This is a genomic window from Brachybacterium aquaticum, from assembly GCF_014204755.1.
In the GTDB taxonomy this organism is placed as follows: Bacteria; Actinomycetota; Actinomycetes; order Actinomycetales; family Dermabacteraceae; genus Brachybacterium; species Brachybacterium aquaticum.
Map to the genome: position 1 here is coordinate 3,262,842 of NZ_JACHLZ010000001.1, position 17,856 is coordinate 3,280,697.

General features: G+C 72.6%; 17 protein-coding genes. 8 read left to right on the top strand and 9 right to left on the bottom strand.

Annotated elements, in window-relative coordinates; translation table 11 throughout:
* Positions 1-6: 6 nt before the first annotated feature.
* From HNR70_RS14675 to HNR70_RS14685, 3 genes are all read left to right on the top strand, one after another.
* On the top strand, positions 7-1,395 hold the full coding sequence (locus HNR70_RS14675) for a YjiH family protein (protein WP_184326307.1): 1,389 nt from the start codon (positions 7-9) through the stop codon (positions 1,393-1,395).
* Between the two features lie 271 nt (positions 1,396-1,666).
* The gene (gene hutH, locus HNR70_RS14680; protein ID WP_184326308.1) at positions 1,667-3,241 is read left to right on the top strand and encodes a histidine ammonia-lyase; all 1,575 of its coding nucleotides are present in this window, start codon (positions 1,667-1,669) and stop codon (positions 3,239-3,241) included.
* A gap of 281 nt (positions 3,242-3,522) precedes the next feature.
* The gene (locus HNR70_RS14685) at positions 3,523-4,506 is read left to right on the top strand and encodes a TerC family protein (RefSeq protein WP_184326309.1); all 984 of its coding nucleotides are present in this window, start codon (positions 3,523-3,525) and stop codon (positions 4,504-4,506) included.
* 173 nt (positions 4,507-4,679) lie between these two features.
* Here the strand turns inward: HNR70_RS14685 and HNR70_RS14690 are convergent, their stop codons facing one another.
* The 4 genes from HNR70_RS14690 to HNR70_RS14705 form a co-directional block, all read right to left on the bottom strand.
* Positions 4,680-5,444, bottom strand: a complete 765-nt coding sequence (locus tag HNR70_RS14690) for an SDR family oxidoreductase (protein ID WP_221421511.1) — start codon at positions 5,442-5,444, stop codon at positions 4,680-4,682.
* Positions 5,445-5,527: 83 nt separating this feature from the next.
* Positions 5,528-5,758, bottom strand: a complete 231-nt coding sequence (locus HNR70_RS14695; RefSeq protein ID WP_184326310.1) for a DNA-binding protein — start codon at positions 5,756-5,758, stop codon at positions 5,528-5,530.
* Positions 5,758-6,357 carry a cysteine hydrolase family protein gene (locus HNR70_RS14700; protein WP_184326311.1) on the bottom strand — a complete coding sequence of 200 codons (600 nt, stop codon included), beginning with the start codon at positions 6,355-6,357 and terminating at the stop codon, positions 5,758-5,760. Before HNR70_RS14700 ends, HNR70_RS14695 begins: the two co-directional genes overlap by 1 nt.
* 61 nt (positions 6,358-6,418) lie before the next feature.
* Complete coding sequence (locus HNR70_RS14705) at positions 6,419-7,915, bottom strand: purine-cytosine permease family protein (RefSeq protein WP_184326312.1); 1,497 nt, start codon at positions 7,913-7,915, stop codon at positions 6,419-6,421.
* Between the two features lie 295 nt (positions 7,916-8,210).
* Here HNR70_RS14705 and HNR70_RS14710 point away from each other — a divergent pair, with 295 nt between their 5' ends.
* On the top strand, positions 8,211-9,239 hold the full coding sequence (locus tag HNR70_RS14710) for an FUSC family protein (RefSeq protein ID WP_312857690.1): 1,029 nt from the start codon (positions 8,211-8,213) through the stop codon (positions 9,237-9,239).
* A 19-nt stretch (positions 9,240-9,258) separates the two neighbouring features.
* Here HNR70_RS14710 and HNR70_RS14715 read toward each other — a convergent pair whose 3' ends face one another.
* Both HNR70_RS14715 and HNR70_RS14720 read right to left on the bottom strand, forming a co-directional pair.
* The gene (locus HNR70_RS14715) at positions 9,259-10,119 is read right to left on the bottom strand and encodes a hypothetical protein (RefSeq protein WP_184326314.1); all 861 of its coding nucleotides are present in this window, start codon (positions 10,117-10,119) and stop codon (positions 9,259-9,261) included.
* A 95-nt stretch (positions 10,120-10,214) separates the two neighbouring features.
* Entirely contained in the window at positions 10,215-11,312 is a 1,098-nt protein-coding gene (locus HNR70_RS14720) for a hypothetical protein (protein WP_184326315.1), read from the bottom strand.
* A 223-nt stretch (positions 11,313-11,535) separates the two neighbouring features.
* Between HNR70_RS14720 and HNR70_RS14725 the strand changes: the two genes are divergently transcribed.
* The 3 genes from HNR70_RS14725 to HNR70_RS14735 all read left to right on the top strand — a co-directional run bounded on the left by HNR70_RS14725 (position 11,536) and on the right by HNR70_RS14735 (position 13,492).
* Positions 11,536-12,069: a PH domain-containing protein gene (locus HNR70_RS14725; protein ID WP_184326316.1), complete on the top strand. Its 534-nt coding sequence runs from the start codon at positions 11,536-11,538 to the stop codon at positions 12,067-12,069.
* Between the two features lie 23 nt (positions 12,070-12,092).
* On the top strand, positions 12,093-12,968 hold the full coding sequence (locus HNR70_RS14730) for a methyltransferase domain-containing protein (protein ID WP_184326317.1): 876 nt from the start codon (positions 12,093-12,095) through the stop codon (positions 12,966-12,968).
* A 98-nt stretch (positions 12,969-13,066) separates the two neighbouring features.
* Positions 13,067-13,492, top strand: a complete 426-nt coding sequence (locus HNR70_RS14735) for a DoxX family protein (RefSeq protein WP_184326318.1) — start codon at positions 13,067-13,069, stop codon at positions 13,490-13,492.
* Positions 13,493-13,599: 107 nt separating this feature from the next.
* Here the strand turns inward: HNR70_RS14735 and HNR70_RS14740 are convergent, their stop codons facing one another.
* The 3 genes from HNR70_RS14740 to HNR70_RS14750 form a co-directional block, all read right to left on the bottom strand.
* Complete coding sequence (locus HNR70_RS14740) at positions 13,600-14,946, bottom strand: RNA polymerase sigma factor (RefSeq protein WP_184326319.1); 1,347 nt, start codon at positions 14,944-14,946, stop codon at positions 13,600-13,602.
* Between the two features lie 38 nt (positions 14,947-14,984).
* Complete coding sequence (locus HNR70_RS14745) at positions 14,985-15,335, bottom strand: YciI family protein (RefSeq protein ID WP_184326320.1); 351 nt, start codon at positions 15,333-15,335, stop codon at positions 14,985-14,987.
* A 151-nt stretch (positions 15,336-15,486) separates the two neighbouring features.
* Positions 15,487-16,482 carry a hypothetical protein gene (locus HNR70_RS14750; RefSeq protein WP_184326321.1) on the bottom strand — a complete coding sequence of 332 codons (996 nt, stop codon included), beginning with the start codon at positions 16,480-16,482 and terminating at the stop codon, positions 15,487-15,489.
* A 328-nt stretch (positions 16,483-16,810) separates the two neighbouring features.
* On the opposite strand from HNR70_RS14750, the gene HNR70_RS14755 reads away from it, so the two are divergent.
* Positions 16,811-17,827 carry a siderophore ABC transporter substrate-binding protein gene (locus HNR70_RS14755; protein WP_184326322.1) on the top strand — a complete coding sequence of 339 codons (1,017 nt, stop codon included), beginning with the start codon at positions 16,811-16,813 and terminating at the stop codon, positions 17,825-17,827.
* Positions 17,828-17,856: the final 29 nt, after the last annotated feature.

Here is a 17,856-nt window from a genome sequence, read left to right on the forward strand (position 1 = left end):
CCGTCGATGACGACGCCCACGCCCGTTCCCGGGGACCAGCCCTTTGCCCGCTCCGCCCACGCTCGCGCCGAGTCCGTGATCTGCGCCGACGGCACCGAGCGGAGCATCCCGCCGCGCCGTTGGCGCTTCTTCCTCTACAGCGCACTCGGCATCGTGATGTTCTTCGTGAGCGTGGAGATCGGCGGGAAGTCCACGATCCTCGTCGACCATGCCCTGACGCTCGTGCGCTGGGTGCTCGGCCCCGCCGTGCCCTGGGTGGTGGTCGCCCTCGTGGTGCTCGGGACCGTGCGCCCCTTCGTCACCGGCTCCTGGCGCAGCTCCCGGCTGCGCACCGCCTTCGCCTTCGCGAACATCCTCGGCCTGGTCGTGGCGGTCTGCGCGGCGCTCGGCTATTACCCCGGCCCCCTCGCCAACCCCGACATCGGCCCGTTCCTCTGGGAGCGGCTCGGCATCCCGGTGGGGCTCATCGTCCCCGTCGGTGCCGTGTTCCTCGCCCTGTTGATCAACTACGGGCTGATGGAGTTCATCGGCGTGCTGGTCCAGCCGATTATGCGCCCGGTGTGGAAGGTGCCCGGCCGTGCCGCGGTCGACGCCGTCGCCTCCTTCGTCGGCTCCTACTCCCTCGCCCTGCTGATCACCGACCGCGTCTACCGTGAGGGCCGGTACACCGGCAAGGAGGCCGCGATCATCGCGACCGGCTTCTCCACCGTGTCCGCGACCTTCATGGTGATCGTCGCGGACACCCTCGCGCTGATGGAGCACTGGACGCTCTACTTCTTCCTCACCTTCGCGATCACCTTCGCCGTCACCGCGATCACTGTGCGCATCCCTCCGCTGCGGGGCATCCCCGACGAGCCCTACGAGGGCGTGCAGCACCTGCCCGAGCCCGTCTCCAGCGGCAACCGGATCCGCCAGGCCTGGGACGAGGCGATGCGCGCCCTGGCCATCGCGCCGGGCATCGTGCGCGGCAGCTGGGACACCTTCAAGAACGGTGTCCTCATGGCCTCCGCGATCGTCCCCTCGATCCTGTCCGTCGGACTCGCCGGCCTGCTGCTGGCGACCTACACCCCCGTGTTCGACGTGCTCGGCTGGGTGTTCGTGCCCTTCGCCTGGTTGGTGCAGCTGCCGGACCCGGCCCTGGCGGGGAAGGCTTTCGCCGTCGGCATCGCCGAGATGTTCCTGCCCGCCACGATCGTCTCCGGGCACGAGTCCGAGGTGCTGCGCTTCACCGTGGGCGTCACGGCCGTCTCCCAGATCGTGTTCTTCTCGGCGCTGGTGCCCTCCGTGCTGGCCACCAAGATCCCGGTGAATGTCGGCCAGCTCGTCCTGCTGTGGTTCGAGCGCGTGGTGCTGACGATCCTCATCGCCGCTCCGCTCGGGCATCTGCTGCTCTAGGGCCGCGGCGCCGACCTGCCAGCGGCGTCGACCTGTCCGCGGCGTCGGCTGCATTCACTGGCGGAATACGGCGATGCTCGCGTCATAGGCGCGAGGAGCGCTCCCCACCGCCTGTGAATGTCGCGGTCCCGTCCGCGCCGCCGCCCGTCCGCCCGCACTCGTCCGCCCCGAACCGGTCCGTTCGGCACCCGACCGTCCCGCCCCCTCCGCCTCGTGCCCGCCCTTCACCATCCGCCCCGTGGCCGCCCGCTCCGTCACCGAAAGGCTCCCCATGACCGCCACCGCAGCCCCCTCCACCCCCGCTCAGGCCGCCCCCGTCGTCCTGAACTCCTCCGGGATCACCGCCGCCGACGTCCTCGCCGTCGCCCGCCACGGCGCCCGCGTCGACCTCTCCCCGGAGGCGCGCGAGAACGTCGCCGCCGTGCGCCGCCACATCGAGGAGCTCGCCGCGTCCTCGACCCCCGTCTACGGGGTCTCCACCGGCTTCGGCGCCCTCGCCGACACCTCCATCAAGCCCTCCATGCGTCACGCCCTGCAGCGCTCGCTGATCCGCTCCCACGCCGCGGGTGCCGGTCCCGAGGTCGAGACCGAGGTGGTGCGCGCCTTGATGCTGCTGCGCGCCCGCACCCTCGCCTCCGGCCGCACCGGCGTGCGCCCCGTCGTCGTCGAGACGATGCTTGCGCTGCTGAACGCGCACATCACCCCGATCGTCCACGAGTACGGCTCCCTCGGCTGCTCCGGCGACCTCGCGCCGCTGTCCCACTGCGCGATCGTGCTCATGGGGGAGGGCCGCGCCCGCGACCGCGACGGTGTGGAGCGCCCCGTCCCGGAGCTGCTCGAGGAGGCCGGGATCGAGCCGGTGCTGCTCGAGGAGAAGGAGGGCCTGGCGCTGATCAACGGCACCGACGGCATGCTCGGCATGCTGCTGATGGCGCTCGCGGACCTCGACGAGCTGGTCCGCACCGCCGACCTCACCACCGCCCTGTCCGTGCAGGGCCTGCGCGGACGCGACACCGTGTTCCGCCCCGAGCTGCACGCGCCGCTGCGCCCCCATCCCGGTCAGGAGGCGTCGGCCGCGAACATCCTCGCACTTCTCGAGGGCTCGCCGATCGTCGCCGACGTCGCCTCCGAGGGCTCCCGCGTCCAGGACGCCTACTCGCTGCGCTGCGCACCCCAGGTCGCCGGCGGCGTCCGCGACACGATCGAGCATGCCCGCACCGTCGCCCTGCGGGAGCTCGACTCCGCCATCGACAACCCCGTCGTCCTCGAGGACGGCACCGTCACCTCCAACGGCAACTTCCACGGCGCCCCCGTCGCCTACGTGCTCGACTTCCTCGCCGTCGTCTCCGCGGACCTCGCCTCCATCGCCGAGCGCCGCACCGACCGGATGCTCGACAAGTCCCGCTCCCACGGCCTGCCGCCCTTCCTCGCCGACGATCCCGGCGTGGACTCCGGCTTCATGATCGCCCAATACACCCAGGCCGGCCTCGTCTCCGAGACGAAGCGACTGGCCGTCCCCGCGAGCGTGGACTCGATCCCCTCCTCCGCCATGCAGGAGGATCACGTCTCCATGGGCTGGCACGCAGCACGCAAGCTGCGCACCAGCGTCGAGAACCTCCGCCGCGTCCTCGCGATCGAGCTGCTGACCGCCGCCCGCGCGATCGACCTCCGCGCGCCGCTGGTCCCGTCGGCCGCCTGCGCGGCCGCGATCGCCGTGCTGCGCGAGGACGTCGAGGGGCCCGGCCCGGACCGCTTCCTCGCGCCCGACATCGCCGCCGCCGAGGCGCGACTGCTGGACGGAAGCGTGCTGGCCGCCGCGAGCGAAGTGGTCGGGCCGCTGCGCTGAGGCGCCATCGGCCGACGGGGAGGCGCCATGCGCTGGGAGACGCCATCGGCCGACGGGACTGTCGGAGACGCGGCGGGTCCGTCGGCCGTTCCGTCCGAGAGGCGCGGGAACGCGCAGGTCCCGCGTCATGAGCGGGAGGTCACCGCGGAAGGAGGGACGTCGGGGGTGGCGGGGGAGTAGCCTCACCAGCGCCGCTCGATGTCTCCAGCGACAGTCGAGCCGCACATCCCCGTCCCCTGTTCCCGGGACCTCCTCGACCCGGGCCGCCTGAAAGAAGTCCCATGGGAGAACTCCATCTCGGGTTCGAGATCGTCGCGCTGGTCGTGCTCTGCGCGATCCTGCTCGCCGACCTCCTGCTCGTCCTCAAGCGGCCCCACGTGCCCTCCATGAAGGAGTGCGCGGCGTGGATCGGCTTCTACGTCGGCCTCGCGCTGGTGTTCGCCGTGGTGCTCTTCTTCGTGGGCGGCGCGAAGCCCTCCTCCGAGTTCGTCACCGGCTGGCTGCTCGAGTACTCCCTCAGCGTCGACAACCTCTTCGTCTTCATCCTGATCATGGCGAAGTTACAGGTGCCCAGGAAGTACCAGCAGGAAGCGCTGATGGTGGGCATCATCATCGCCCTCATCGCGCGCGGCCTGTTCATCCTGGTCGGCGCCGTGATCATCGACCGCTTCGTGGCGGTGTTCTACCTGTTCGGCCTGTTCCTGCTGTACACCGCGTGGAAGCAGGCCTTCGAGGACGAGGGCGACAACGCCGAGTCCCCGATCATGCGCGTGGTGCGGAAGTTCATCCCCGTCTCCGAGGAGTACGACGGGAACAAGATCCGCACCGTCGTGGACGGGAAGAAGATGTTCACCCCGATGCTGATGGTCTTCATCACCCTCGGCCTCACCGACGTCATGTTCGCCCTGGACTCGATCCCCGCGATCTTCGGCGTCACCCGCAACCCGTTCCTTGTCTTCACCGCGAACATCTTCGCGCTCATGGGCCTGCGCCAGCTCTACTTCCTGCTCGGCGGCATGCTGGATCGCCTGGCCTACCTGCACTACGGCATCGCCGCGATCCTCGGCTTCATCGGCATCAAGCTGCTGATCCACGCGATCCACGAGGCGCCGCTGGACTTCATCCCCGGCTTCCACGCGCTCGAGCGCATCCCCGAGGTGCCGATCTGGATGTCGCTGGGCTTCATCGTCGTCGCCATGGGCGTCTCGATCATCGCCTCGCTCGTCGCCGCCCGGAAGAAGGACAACGCCGAGCTCGAGGCCTGAGGCCCGGGTCCGGCGCCGCCCAGTCGGCGCGGCCCACCCGGCGTCGCCCGCCCGGCGCACTGCACAGATCGGTCGATCCCGTTCCAGATCCCCCCGGGTATGGAACGGGATCGACCTTTCTGCGTGCGGGGCGGGGTGCGTGGGGCGCGGCCGGCGTGGTCTCCGACCCCCACTCACAGCGCCGGAGACGCGAACCCTCCGTTGGAGTGCAGCAGCTGCCCCCGGATCCAGGCGCCCTGCTCCGAGAGCAGGAAGCGCACCAGATCCGCGACGGTGTCCGTGGTGCCCAGTCGCCCGCCGGGCGTCGCCGCGGCGAGGGCCTTGCGGGTCGTGTCATCCATCCAGCCGGTGTCGATCGGGCCGGGGTTCACGACATTGGTGCGCAGGCCGCGGTCCGCGAGCTCGTGGGTGCCGGCGAGCACCAGCCGGTCCAGCGCCGCCTTGGTCGACCCGTAGGGCAGGTTGTGCACGGTGTGGTCGCTGGTCAGGGCGATCATCGCCCCGCCGGGCGCCGAATCCGGGCCCCCGTCGGCCGCGACGAGCGGGAGCTGCTTCGCGAAGGCCTTCAGCAGCAGCCAGGTCGCGCGGACGTTGACCGCGTAGTGGCGGTCGAAGCTCTCCACCGTGGTGTCCAGGAGTGAGGAGTCCACCGACTCGCAGTGGCAGGTGACCAGCGCGCCGAGCCGCCCGAGCTCCTGCGTCGCGGTCTCGACGAGCCGGCCCGGCACTGCGGGGTCGGCGACGTCGCCGGGCAGCAGCACGACCTGTCGGCCGCCAGCCCGCAGCTCCTCGGCAAGAAGGTCCACGTCGGCCTCCGCCCCGAGCACGCGCCGGTCGTAGTCGGCGTGGAAGGACAGCGCCAGGTCGAACCCGTCCTCGGCGAGGCCCCGCGCGATCGCGGCACCGATCCCCTGCCGTCGGCCGACGCCGGTGATCAGCGCGGTGCGCGGGAGCGGGACGGTGCCGTGGGCACCGCTCGGAGCGCCGGACGGAGCGGAACCTGTAGGCGGGGACGGCACCGTCACGCCGAGGCTCCGCGCGTCAGCAGGGCGTCGGGCTGGAACAGCTCGACCTTCCCGCAGCGGGTGCAGGAGAGCTGGATGACCGTGGGGCTGAACCCGTCCAGGTTGAACAGCGACGCCGAGCTGCTGGACATGACCACCCGCCGCGACCAGAACCAGACCTCGCCGCAGTGCGTGCAGGTGACCTGGCGCTCGCCAGCGATCGCGGTGACCGGCTCGTTCGCCGCCATCACCGCTCCCCTCCCGCATGATCCTCGCCCGCGGCGAGCACCTCGGCGCTCGTGCGCAGGTCCACCTGTGGGCCGAACAGTCCCATCGTGTGCAGGGCGGCGGCGCCGTTCTGCGCAGTCGAGGCGGCGCAGGCGTCGGTGACCACCGTGACCCGGGCGCCGGCGTCCGCCGCGGGGAGCACCGAGGAGATCACGCAGCAGTCGGTGGACACCCCGGTGACCAGCAGGTGCGGGGTGGTGCCGGGTGCCGCGCCGATCCGGGCCGCGAGCTGCGGTCCCCATTTGCCGAAGGTCGGCTCGTCCACGGTGGGGTGGGCGGTGAGCTCCGCGGCCCCGTCGACGAGGTCGTACAGCGGATCCTCGGCCGGAACGTCCGCGAAGGGCCAGACGCGGAAATAGTCGCCCCAGGCGGTGTCCCGGTCCGCGGTGGGCAGCCAGCGGCTGATCACCGTCCGCTCGGGACCGATGTGCGCGGCGAGCTCACGGATCTTCTCCCAGGCCTCGTCCCAGAAGGGGGAGGCCCAGTCGGAGCCGGGGTCGGCGAAGACCCGCTGCGGGTCGACGATCAGCAGCCAGGGCGGGGAGACGGTGCTGTCCATGACGCGACTCTACCGGCGCGGTCGAGGCGGCTCCGGGGGACTGTGGACGAGCGACGGAATCTCAGCCCCGCTCCTGCGCCCGGATCCGCGAGCGTCGGGCGAACCAGGTGACCAGGAACGAGAACACCAGCGCGAAGAGCACGCCCACGTTCGCGTACGCCCAGTTGCCGTCCCAGTAGGAGCCGGCCGGGTCCTCGACGAAGGTGCCCATGCCCAGCGGCTCCAGCAGGTAGCCCTGCCAGTTGTTCCACGGTGCGTCCTCCGCGAAGGAGTTCACCACCAGGCCCCAGCCGATCACGGAGGCGACGACCATGGTGCCGATGGAGATCCAGTCGAAGGCGCCGTACCGCCCGCGCGGATCGAACAGCGCCTGCTCGTCGTAGTCGGCGCGGCGGGAGAGGACGTCGGCGATGAGGATGCCGGCCCAGGCGGCGATCGGCACGCCGAGGGTGATCAGGAAGCTCTGGAAGGGGCCGATGAAGTTCTGGGCGAAGAACGCCACCCAGATCGTGCCGGCCGTGAGGATCACGCCGTCCACCGCCGCGGCGGCGGGGCGGGGGATGTCGATGCCGAGGCTGATCAGGGTCAGGCCCGAGGAGTAGATGCCGAGCACCGCGCCGGAGACCAGGGTCAGCACGGCGACGATCCAGAACGGCACCAGCGCCCACAGCGGCAGGATCGAGATCAGCGCGCCGATGGGGTCGCCAGCGATCGCCTCGTCCAGCGCCGGGTCCGAGCCGGCCAGCAGCAGGCCGAAGGTCACCAGCACCACCGGGGCGGCCGCGCCGCCGATCGTGTTCCACAGGACGATGGAGCCGTCGGACGCGGAGCGCTTCTGGTAGCGCGACCAGTCCGCGGCGATGTTGATCCAGCCCAGCCCGAAGCCGGTCATCACCATCACGAGCGCACCGATCATCGCCTGCGGCGGACCGGACGGGGCGGACAGCACCGCGGCGAGGTCGATGTGGGGGATGGTGAGGATCATGAACAGGATGGTCATCGCGCCGGTCGCCCAGGTGAGGATCGACTGCAGCCTCATGATCGTGTGGTAGCCGAGCACGGAGGCACCCACGATCAGCGTCGCGATCGCGAGCGCCGCGATGACGGTGACGGTGCTGCCCGCGCCGACGCCGAGGATCTCGAACACGGTGGCGGTGGCGAGCACGGCGGAGATCGCCAGCGACGTCTCCCAGCCGATCGACGTCAGCCACGAGACGATGCCGGGCACCTTCTGCCCGTGCACGCCGAACGCGGCGCGGGAGAGCACCATCGTCGGCGCGGAGCCGCGCTTGCCGGCGATCGCGACCAGCCCGCACAGCATGAAGCTGATGATGATGCCGATGACGGCGACGATCGTGGCCTGCCAGAAGCTGATGCCGAATCCGAGCAGGTAGGAGCCGTAGCTCATGCCGAACACGGAGACGTTCGCGGCGAACCAGGGCCAGAACAGATCGCGGGGCCGGGCGGTCCGCTCGGACTCGGCGATGATCTCGATGCCGGTCGTCTCGACGAGGGTCGAGGACCGGGCGCCGTCCGGCGCGGGGGACGTGGTGGACATGGCAGCTCCGGGGGAGAGGAGGGACGAGCGCGCGGGGGCGCGCGACGGTCGCCGCGGATGCGGGATGCGCTGGCGAGATCCTCCCACGCCGTCCCCGCGCCCGGGTCTCGCGGGCCACATCCCGGTGCCGTGTCTGCTGGGTCTTGGCGGGATCGGCCCAGGCGGGACTACCCTTCGAGCGAGTCCCCCCTGCCCCCGGCCGACGGTCGCGCTCCCGCCTGCCCACCCCGGAAGGAGCCGCGTTCCCGACTCGTCCCCCGCCTCGCGATCCCTCGCCGCGCGACTGCGCGGCTTCGTGACCCTCGCCCCGTCGCGGGTGGACCACATCCCGGCCTTCCGCATCGCGGTGGGACTGGCGATCCCGCTGGTGATCCTGCTGCTCACCGACAACATCCAGTGGGCGATGTTCGCGGGCTTCGGCGCGTTCACCGGCATCTACTCCAAGTACGAGCCCACCCGCGACCGGTTCCGCCGACAGTCCCAGGCGGGGATCATGCTCACCCTCTGCGTGACCCTCGGCGCGGGCCTCGCGCAGATCGCCGAGCTGATCCCGCCCGCGGCCGGGTCGTGGCTCGTGATCGTGGTGACCTCGCTGGTCGCCGGGGCGTCGGCCGCATTCGTGACCTCCAAGGGTCTGAAGCCCGGCGGCGCGATCTTCCCCGTCTTCGCGACCGCCGCGGTCGCCTCCGCCCCTGTCGCCGCCCCGTCCTGGGGTGCAGGCCTGATCGCCGCGGCCTGTGCGGGGCTGTGCGTGCTGCTCGGCCTGCTCGGCCATTGGGCGGGGGAGCGGCATCCGGACGTGGTCCTCGGCCGGGACCACGAGCTGGTCACCCACGGGGAGCTCGCCTCGGAGTTCACCCGCTACACGGTCGCTGCGCTCATCGCGGGCGTGCTCGGCCTCGCCTCCGGCCTGCCCTTCCCGTACTGGCCGCAGGTCGCGGCGGTCGCACCGCTGACCCCGTCCGGCCACGGCGCGCGCGCCGAGCGAGCCGTGCACCGCATCGTCGGCACCACCCTCGGCGTGGTCGTCACCGCGTTCCTGCTGTCCTTCCCCGTCGAGCCCTGGCAGCTCGTGGTGTGGATCGTGATCCTGCAGTTCCTCGCCGAGATGTACGTGATGCGCAACTACTCGCTCGCGCTGCTGTTCATCACCCCGCTCGCCCTGCTCATGGTGCAGCTCGGCCACACCCAGCCCGTCGGGCCGATGCTCCAGGCGCGTGTGCTGGAGACCGTGATCGGTGCCGTCGTGGGCCTGGCGATGGTGATCGGCCGCTGGGCCTGGGAGCGCCGGGCGACGCAGCGGCAGGCCGCCGTCGGCGCCTGAGGATCGGCCGACGGGGCGATCAGCCCTCGGGCGTCGCGTCGGCCTCGTCGTCCGCCTCGCGCGGCAGCATCACGTCGAGCACGGTCCGCAGGGCCTCGGAGGAGACCTCGGAGACCTGGACCGTCTCGGTCGGGGCGGGCTCACGGTCCAGCGGGCCGTTGTCCAGCACCAGCACCGCCTGCGAGGTGGCACCCACCGTCGCGCGCCGGCTCGCGCCGTCGGTGACGGCGGTGACCACGGTCAGCGCGCGGGTGTCCTCGTTCTCGAGTGCGGCCACGGCCTCCTGCAGCGGGAGTGCCTGCGGCTGGCCGTCCTCGCTCGCGACCTCGAAGGGGTCGGTGAAGGCACGGATCCGCTCGGCCACCGTGGCGAGCTCCGGCACCGCGAAGTGGTGGAAGCCGTCGATGGTCACGTACTCCTCGAGCACGCCGCCGCTGGGGTAGAAGTAGTGGGCCAGAGTCGTGGTGCCGCCGGCGAGGGTGCGCTGCGAGGTCACCATGCCCTCGGGGATGCGGCGCAGCGCGATCACCCCGGCCAGGCGACGGTCCAGCTGGACCGGGCGCTGCGCGGGGTCGCCGGGTCCGCTGAGCACGTCGCCCTCCTCCTCTCGCCCCTCGGTGCCGGTGAACACCATCGCGCGGGCCACGAGCGAGCGCAGCGCTGCGGCGGCCGACGCCTCGGCATCGACCTCGTCCTGGGAGACGTAGGGGCTGCCCAGCAGCTCGAGGGCGGAGGCGCCGTCCAGCGCCATGATCTCCTCATCCGTGAGCGTCAGCAGGATCGTCGGCTCCGCGGAGGCGCCCGAGAGCACCTCCATCGCGCCGAGCATGTCGCGCTCGGTGATCGTGGGCTCGGCCGGGGACTGTGCGGGCTGGGTCATGGACGGAGCTCCCTGTGGTGGGTCGTGGGCTTCTGGGTGGTGGGGCGGAAGGTGCTGCGGGGGACCGCGAGGTCCGGGAGGGGGTCGGGCAGGGGTCAGCCGAAGGCGCCCGTGAGGCCGTCCCAGAGGTTGCCGGCGCCCTCGGCGAGCCCGTTCCAGGCGTTCGACGCCCCCTCGACGGCCCCGTTCCATACGTTCGAGGCGGTCTCGGTGATCCCGTCCCAGTTGTCGTAGACCATCCTGCCCACATCGGCCAGGGCCGCACCGCCGGAGATGATCGCGCCCGCGGCCATCAGCGGCCCGCCGACGACCGCGCCGACGCCCGTGGTGGACAGCGCGCCGCCGGCGAGCATGAGCCCGCCGCCCAGCGCATTCGCGCCGCCGGTGACGGCGCTGAAGGTGTCGCCGCTGTTGATGCCGTCCACCATCTGGTGCAGACCGAAGCCGACGTCGAGCGCCGGCAGGGCCTTGCCCACCCATGGGGCGGCCTTCGAGAGGAAGGGCATCGCGTCGCCGGCCCACCGGGCCGCGTCGTCGACCCAGCCGAAGAAGTTCGTGGTGCCGAAGCCGGTGGGCACGCCGAGCTTGCCGAGCAGCTTGCCGGCCAGGCCCCCGAACTCCTTGCCGGCGGAGAACGCCGCGTCGGTCATCTTCTGGCCGTACAGGAAGGTGCCCGCGGCGACCTGGAAGATGTCCTGGGCGCCCTCGAGGAAGCGGGTCGAGGTGCGGATGTCCGAGAGGATGTCCCAGACCTTCTTCCCCTTGGAGAACAGGCCCTGGAGCTTGTTGTAGACCCCGAGGCCGTCGGTGATCCGGTCCCACAGCGAGGGCTCGTCCTGGGCGCGGAGCGGCCCGCCCTGCCGGCCCGGGACCCCGCCCTGCTGCCCCGAGCCGCCGCCGTCGCCCCCGGAGACTCCGCCGCCGTCACCCGCGGAGGCCTCGTCCTGCTCGTCCGCGTGCCGTTCCAGCTCCCCGGACCTCTCGCCCAGCCCGCTGGTGACCTCGGAGAACAGCAACGCCGTCTCCGAGGACCAGCGCGCGCGGAAGGCCTCCGCATCCGGCCCCCGCCAGATGCTCTCGTCCATCACCGCCGGCTCGAGCCGCTCCCGCAGCTCCGACAGCGACTGCGCCCGCGTGCGAAGCAGCTCGCGGTGGGTCCGCAGCTGCTCGGTATCGGCTCCCTGGAATCCCATCGTGCCCCGCTCCGCCCGTCTCGTCCTCTGGTGCGCGCCGCCACCCCGGCGCCGCGCGACCCACCTTAGGTGCGCGGCTGGACGGGGTGAATGGGGAGTACTCCCCATGTCCTCCCCTCTCCTCGCCATGCCCTCCCCATGCCCCGAACTGCTCCCGCACTCCTCCCGATCAGCTGCTCCAGATCTCCCGGCCCCGTCGGCCGATGCCGCATAGGGTGGCGCCATGGCACGAGGATGGCGCGAGACCATGAAGATGGCGGCCGAGGGCAAGCGTGCGCTCGAGGAGCAGCACAGGGCCGGGGGTGCGCAGCAGGCGATGCAGGACCACGTCGCCGCGGCAGGAGCCACCCGCTCGGCGCAGACGTACCGAGCGGCGATGCAGCGCAACGCGGGGATCGGTGGCGGCCTCCACGACATCGACCTGCCCGAGCGGATCCTGCTGCCGGACGAGACGGTGCACGACGTCGCCGTCGGCGGCCAGAGCGACGACACCTTCCCGCTGCTGATCATCACCGACCGACGAGTGCTGGTCACCAAGGACCTGCCCTGGAACCGCTGGAAGATCCTGCGGGAGGTCCCCGCGGCCGACGTCGCCGGCGCCGAGCTCGAGACCCGTCTGCTCTCGGGGCGCATCCGGGTGCGGCTCCACCGCGGCAAGGACATCACCTTCAAGGTCGCCGAGCGCACGCGGTCCGGCGAGGTGACCGCGCTGCTGCAGCATCTCGCGAGCGGCGGCGCCCCGCCCCAGGCGCAGTGACACCCTCGACGGAGGAGACCCGCATGGCCGCCTACACCCACGGCTACGGCGAGGCGGCGCTTGGCAGCCACCGCGCCCGCACCGCGGCGAACTCCGCCGCCCATCTCCTGCCCCACCTGCGCACCGGCCAGCGCCTGCTCGACGTGGGCAGCGGCGCGGGCACCATCACCGCGGACCTCGCCCGCCTCGTCGGCCCCGAGCACCTGGTCGCCCTCGAGGTCGCCGAGGAGTCCGCGGCCCTCACCCGCGCCGAGCTCGACCGGCAGGGTCTGCTCGCCTGCCCGGGCGCGAACGGTGAGCCGTCGGCCGACGGCGAGGCCCATGGCGCGGCATCTGACGGGCACGCCCGGCCCGGCGCCGAGGTCGTCGTCGGGGACGCGCACGACCTGCCCTTCGAGGACGGCACCTTCGACGTGGTCCATGCCCACCAGGTCCTCCAGCACGTCGCCGACCCCGTCGGGGTGCTCCGCGAGCTGCGGCGTGTCACCCGGCCCGGGGGCCTCGTCGCCGTGCGCGACAGCGACTACGAGGGCTTCCGCTGGTGGCCGGATCTGCCTGGGCTCAGCCGCTGGCGCGAGCTGTACCTGCGCGCCGCCCGCACCAATGGCGGCACCCCCGACGCCGGGCGGCGCCTGCTGGCATGGGCCCACGCGGCCGGCTTCACGGACGTCGAGCCCTCGACCTCCACCTGGCTGTACGCGACCCCGGAGAGCCGCGAGAGCTGGGCTGCCAGCTGGGCGGGCCGGATCACCTCGCCGCCGCTCGCCGCGCAGCTCGAGCGGGAGGGATGGGCCGACGAGGCCGAGCGCGAGGAGATCGCCGAGACCTTCCGACGCTGGTCAGCGGACCCCGATGGGTGGTTCACTCTTCTGCACGGCGAGATCCTCGCCCGGGTGTGAGCGGCGGCACCGCCGCGAACGGTCCCGGCACTCGACAGGAGGCGCTCCCGCCCCTATCGTGTAGTTGAAAACGCAACGATCCGATCCAGGAGAGCCCCATGAGCCTCAGCACCGCCATCCTCCGCGCCGTCCCCGGTGCGTTCATCCTCAACTCCGGCATCGGCAAGATCGGCATGGACGCGGGCACCGCCCAGTACCTCCAGGGCATGGCCGCGCAGGGCGTGCCGCCGCTGGGCAAGCTGACCCCCGAGCAGTTCGCCAAGTTCCTCTCCTACGGCGAGATCGCGGTGGGCGCCTCCCTGCTGCTGCCCTTCGTGCCCACCAAGCTCGCGGGCCTCGCGCTCGCCGGCTTCTCCGGCTCCATGGTCTCGATGTACCTGCGCACCCCCGGCATGACCGAGGACGACGGCGTGCGCCCCTCGCAGGAGGGCACCGCGCTGGCCAAGGACTCCTGGCTGCTCGCGATCGCCGCGGCGCTGCTCGTCGCCAACACCGGCAAGGGCAAGGACAAGGCCGACGCCTGAGTCCCAGCAGCTGAGCCGCAGAGCCACGCAGCCGCTGAACCGCTGAAGCGCCGCGCGGCCTCCGGGGCCCGCGCCCGCGACCGACCTCCGAGGTGCCACCTCGCAGGTCAGGTCCGGGCGCGGGCCCTGTCGCGTCGGCGGGCGAGGAAGCGCTGCTCGCCGCCGCTGCCGCTGAGGGCGAGCGCTCGCTCCCAGTGTTCGACCGCCCGCGCCTGCTGCCCGGTCTCCTCGTGGAAGAGGGCGAGGGCGGCGTGGAACGGGGCGTGGGAGCTCAGCTCCGGCTCGTCGGCGAGCTGTTCGAGCAGGGTCAGGCCCTCCTGCGGACTGCGGGCGCGCCCCACGGCGATCGCCCGGTTCATCCGCACCACCGGGTCCTCGCCGAGGCCCAGCAACATCGAGTACAGCGCCACGATCTGCGCCCAGTCGGTCTCCTCGAAGGTCGGTGCCTCGGCGTGCAGGGCGGCGATCGCGGCCTGGAGCGTGAAGCGGCCGGCGTCCTCGCGCCCCGCCGCCTCCTCCACGAGGGGCAGCCCCTCCTCGATCAGGTCGCGGTACCACAGCGAGCGGTCCTGGTCCTCGAGCGGGATCGGCGTGCCGTCCGTCTCCTCGCGGGCGGGGGAGCGGGCCTCGGTGAGCAGCAGCAGGGCCAGGAGCCCCTGGGTCTCCGCCGCGCCGGGCAGCAGTCGGTGCAGGATGCGGGCCAGGCGGATCGCCTCGGCGGTGAGCTCGCGCCGGAGCACCGTCTCGCCGCTGGTCGCGGCGTAGCCCTCGGTGTAGATCAGGGAGATCGCGCGCAGCACGAGCGGGAGGCGCCGCGCCCGCTCACCCGCGTCCTCGGGGACGGTGAGCGGGATGCGGTTCACGGCGATGCGCTTCTTCGCCCGGGTGATCCGCGCTTGCAGCGTGGGCACCGGGAGCAGCAGGGCCTGGGCGACCTCGGCGGTGGTCATCGCCCCGACGAAGCGGAGCATGAGCGCGATCCGGTCCGCGGGGGCGATCGCCGGATGGCAGCAGCCCATGAGCATCGCGAGCCGCTCGTCGGGCAGGTCGCCCCGGGCGAGCACCGCCGACTCGACGGGGCTCCGGTCGGCCCGGCCGTCCGCTCCGCTGCCCGGGCTCGCGAGGCGTCCGTCGGGCCACGGCCCGGAGCCGGCGCCCTCCTCGAGGTGCAGCTCCGCCAGGCGCCGGGCGAGCACCCCGTCGCGGCGCACCCGGTCCAGGGCCGCGCGGGTCGCGGCGGTCGTCAGCCAGGCGAGCGGCACGCGGGGGACGCCCTGCGCGGGCCAGGCGCGCAGGGCGGCCTCCATCGCCTCCGAGGCGGCGTCCTCGGCGAGGTCGAGATCCCCGAAGCGGCGCACGAGGGTGGCCAGCAGCCGGCTGTGCTCCTCGCGGTGGACCCGGGCGAGCACGTCGTCGGCTGCGCCCGTCGCGCCCGCCGGGTCCGGCGCGTCCATCGCGCCCCGCCCCTCGTCCGCCGCTCCCGCCCGGCCGCTCAGTACTCGACCAGCGGGCGCACCTCGACGCGTCCGCCGATCGCGCCCGGGCACTTCGCCGCCCAGGCCAGGGCCTCGTCGAGGGACGGCACGTCGAGGATGATCGTCCCGCCCACGAATTCCCGGCTCTCCGTGTAGGGGCCGGCGGTGATCACCGGCTCCGCCTCGGCCGAGGCGCGGGTGATGCTCGTGCCCTCCTCCGGTTCGGACAGGGCGAAGCCGCCGGCCAGCACCCCGGCCTTCTCGAGCTCGGCGTCGAAGGCGATGAAGTCCTCCTCGCCGGGGCCCTCCTCGGCCTCGCCGCAGCGGTCGTCGGCCAGATTTCCCATCATCAGCAGCACGTACTTCATGGTGACTCCTCGTTCGATGTGTCGACCGAGCCGTGCGGTCCGGACACCACTATGACGAACGGGGTGGGGCGGAATCGACACCCTGGGGGAGAGAAGTTCTGCGGGATCGTGCGCGCGGCGGCCGACGAGACCCTCTGGGGCGGCCGACGGGTCAGAGCACGCGCAGCCCGTCGATCATCGCCTCCAGGTCCGTGACCTGCTGGGAGTGGCCGAGCGCGGCGCCGCCGTCGAAGGCCGCGGGGCCGCTCGGGGTGTCGACCACGATGACGACCAGGCGCCAGGCATCGGTGGAGTGCAGGATCGCGAGATCGGAGATCTCGACGTCGGCCGAGACGATCCAGGCGTCGTGCCCGTCGATGGTCGTCGCCTCGTCGCGCAGGTTCCGCAGCTGGGCGGGGGAGCCGTAGATCTCCTCGCCCTGCTCGCGGGTGAGGCTGCACTGGAAGATCGCCCGGGCCGCTTCCTCGGCGCCCGGGTAGCCGCCCTCGTCCTCGGGGAACTCGACGGCGCCGACCCCGGCGACGGTGTACCAGCCGCCCTCGACGGGCTGGTCGGCGAAGTGCTGGTCGGTCATGTAGGAGCCCTGGGAGCCCCAGTTGCTGCCCACCTCCCAGCCCTCCTGGACCGGGAACTCGAGGCCGCCGCCGCGCACGACGCCGTCCTCCTGGGCGGTGACGGTCTCGTTGTCGTGCACGGTGCACGCGACCGTGGGCTCCTCGGCCGGGGTGGCGGGATCCTGGTCCGTCGGCGTCGGAGGGTCGGTGACCTCCGGCGGGCGTGTGGAGGGCGCCTCGATGGGCGTCGGGCCGGCCGACGGGGAGGCGGTCTCCTCCTCGTCCGCTCCGCGGAAGACGGTCTGCGACAGGACCAGCGCCACCACGACGAGGGCGACGACCAGGCAGCCGACGCCGCCGAGCAGCAGCGCGAGCCGCGGGCCCCGGCCGGGAGGGCCGCCGTTCGGGCGGCCGCTGCCGGCAGCGCCGCCGCTCTCCCCACCCCAGGGGGTGTGCGGCCCGCCGCCCTGCCCCGTGCCGCCTGCGCCGCGGGAGAAGTCCGGGAGGGAGGGGCCGCCGCTCCCGGCGCCGCCCGCGGGCCCCGCGGAGAAGTCGGGAAGTCGCGGCCCGGTGCCGCCCTGCTGATCGGTCATCGTGCTCCCCTTCGCCGCGTCCCCGCGCGCCGTCGTGCTACTGCGCCGTCGTGCTTCTGCGTTCTGCGCCGCGCCCACCCGCGGCGTCGGAGCCACCCTAGCGGGAGCGCCGCACCCGCTGTGCCAACGATCACAGGTCCAGCATTCGAATAATGCAAGCCTGGAGTGGCGAAAACCTTGGAGGTGAGGCTAGCCTCAGTGGCGTCGCCGCGGGCACCTGCCCCGCGGGCCGCCGGGTCCCCACCCGGGCATCGACCCCGGTCCCTTCCGCGAGGGGCGCCCCCGACCACCGGTCGTCGGCCGCGTCCCGCCGAGAGAAAGCCTTCCCATGATCCCCTTCTCCCGCCGCAGCTTCGGCGCCCTCTCCGCCGCCGGCATGCTCGGCCTCGCCCTCACCGCCTGCGGCGGCGCGGGTGACGCCGCCGAGGGCAGCTCCTCCGACGCGGGCGGTGCCGACAGCGCCGCCGCGGGCACCATCGAGGTCGAGGACAACAACGGCACCCAGACCGTGCAGGTCCCGCCGGCGTCCGTCGTCGCCACCGACAACCGCACCTTCGAGACCCTCTCCGACTGGGGCGTCACCCTCACCGCCGCGGCCCGGGCCCTGATGCCGGTCACCAACCCCTACAAGGACGACGAGTCGATCATCGACCTCGGCAACCACCGCGAGCCCGACCTCGAGGCCGTCGTCGCCGCCGAGCCGACCCTGATCATCAACGGCCAGCGCTTCGTCGACTACCACGACGACTTCGTGAAGCTCGCCCCCGAGGCCGTGGTCCTCGAGCTCGACCCCCGCGAGGACCAGCCCTTCGCCGACGAGCTCAAGCGCCAGATCTCCGTGCTCGGCGAGATCTTCTCCAAGCAGACCGAGGCCGAGACCCTCGGCGCCGACCTCGACGCCGCTATCGAGCGCGTCACCGCCGCCTACAACGGCTCCGACACCGTCATGGCCGTGAACACCTCCGGCGGCGAGATCGGCTACATCGCCCCCGGCGCCGGCCGCACCCTGGGCTGGGCCTTCGACGCGCTGGGCCTGGTGCCCGCGCTCGAGGTCGAGGGTGCCAGCGACGACCACGAGGGCGACGACATCTCCGTCGAGGCGATCGCCTCCTCGAACCCCACCTGGATCCTGGTGATGGACCGCGATGCGGCCGTCGCGGCCGACGACCCCGCCTACAAGCCCGCCAACGAGCTGCTCGAGAGCTCCGACGCGCTCGCCGGCGTCACGGCCGTGGCCGAGGGCAACATCGTCTACATGCCCGCGGACACCTACACCAACGAGTCGATCCAGACCTTCACCGAGTTCTTCAACGCCTTCGCGGAGGCGCTCGAGGCCAAGGCCTGAGGGCTCCGCCGCCTGCTGCAGCGCGTTCC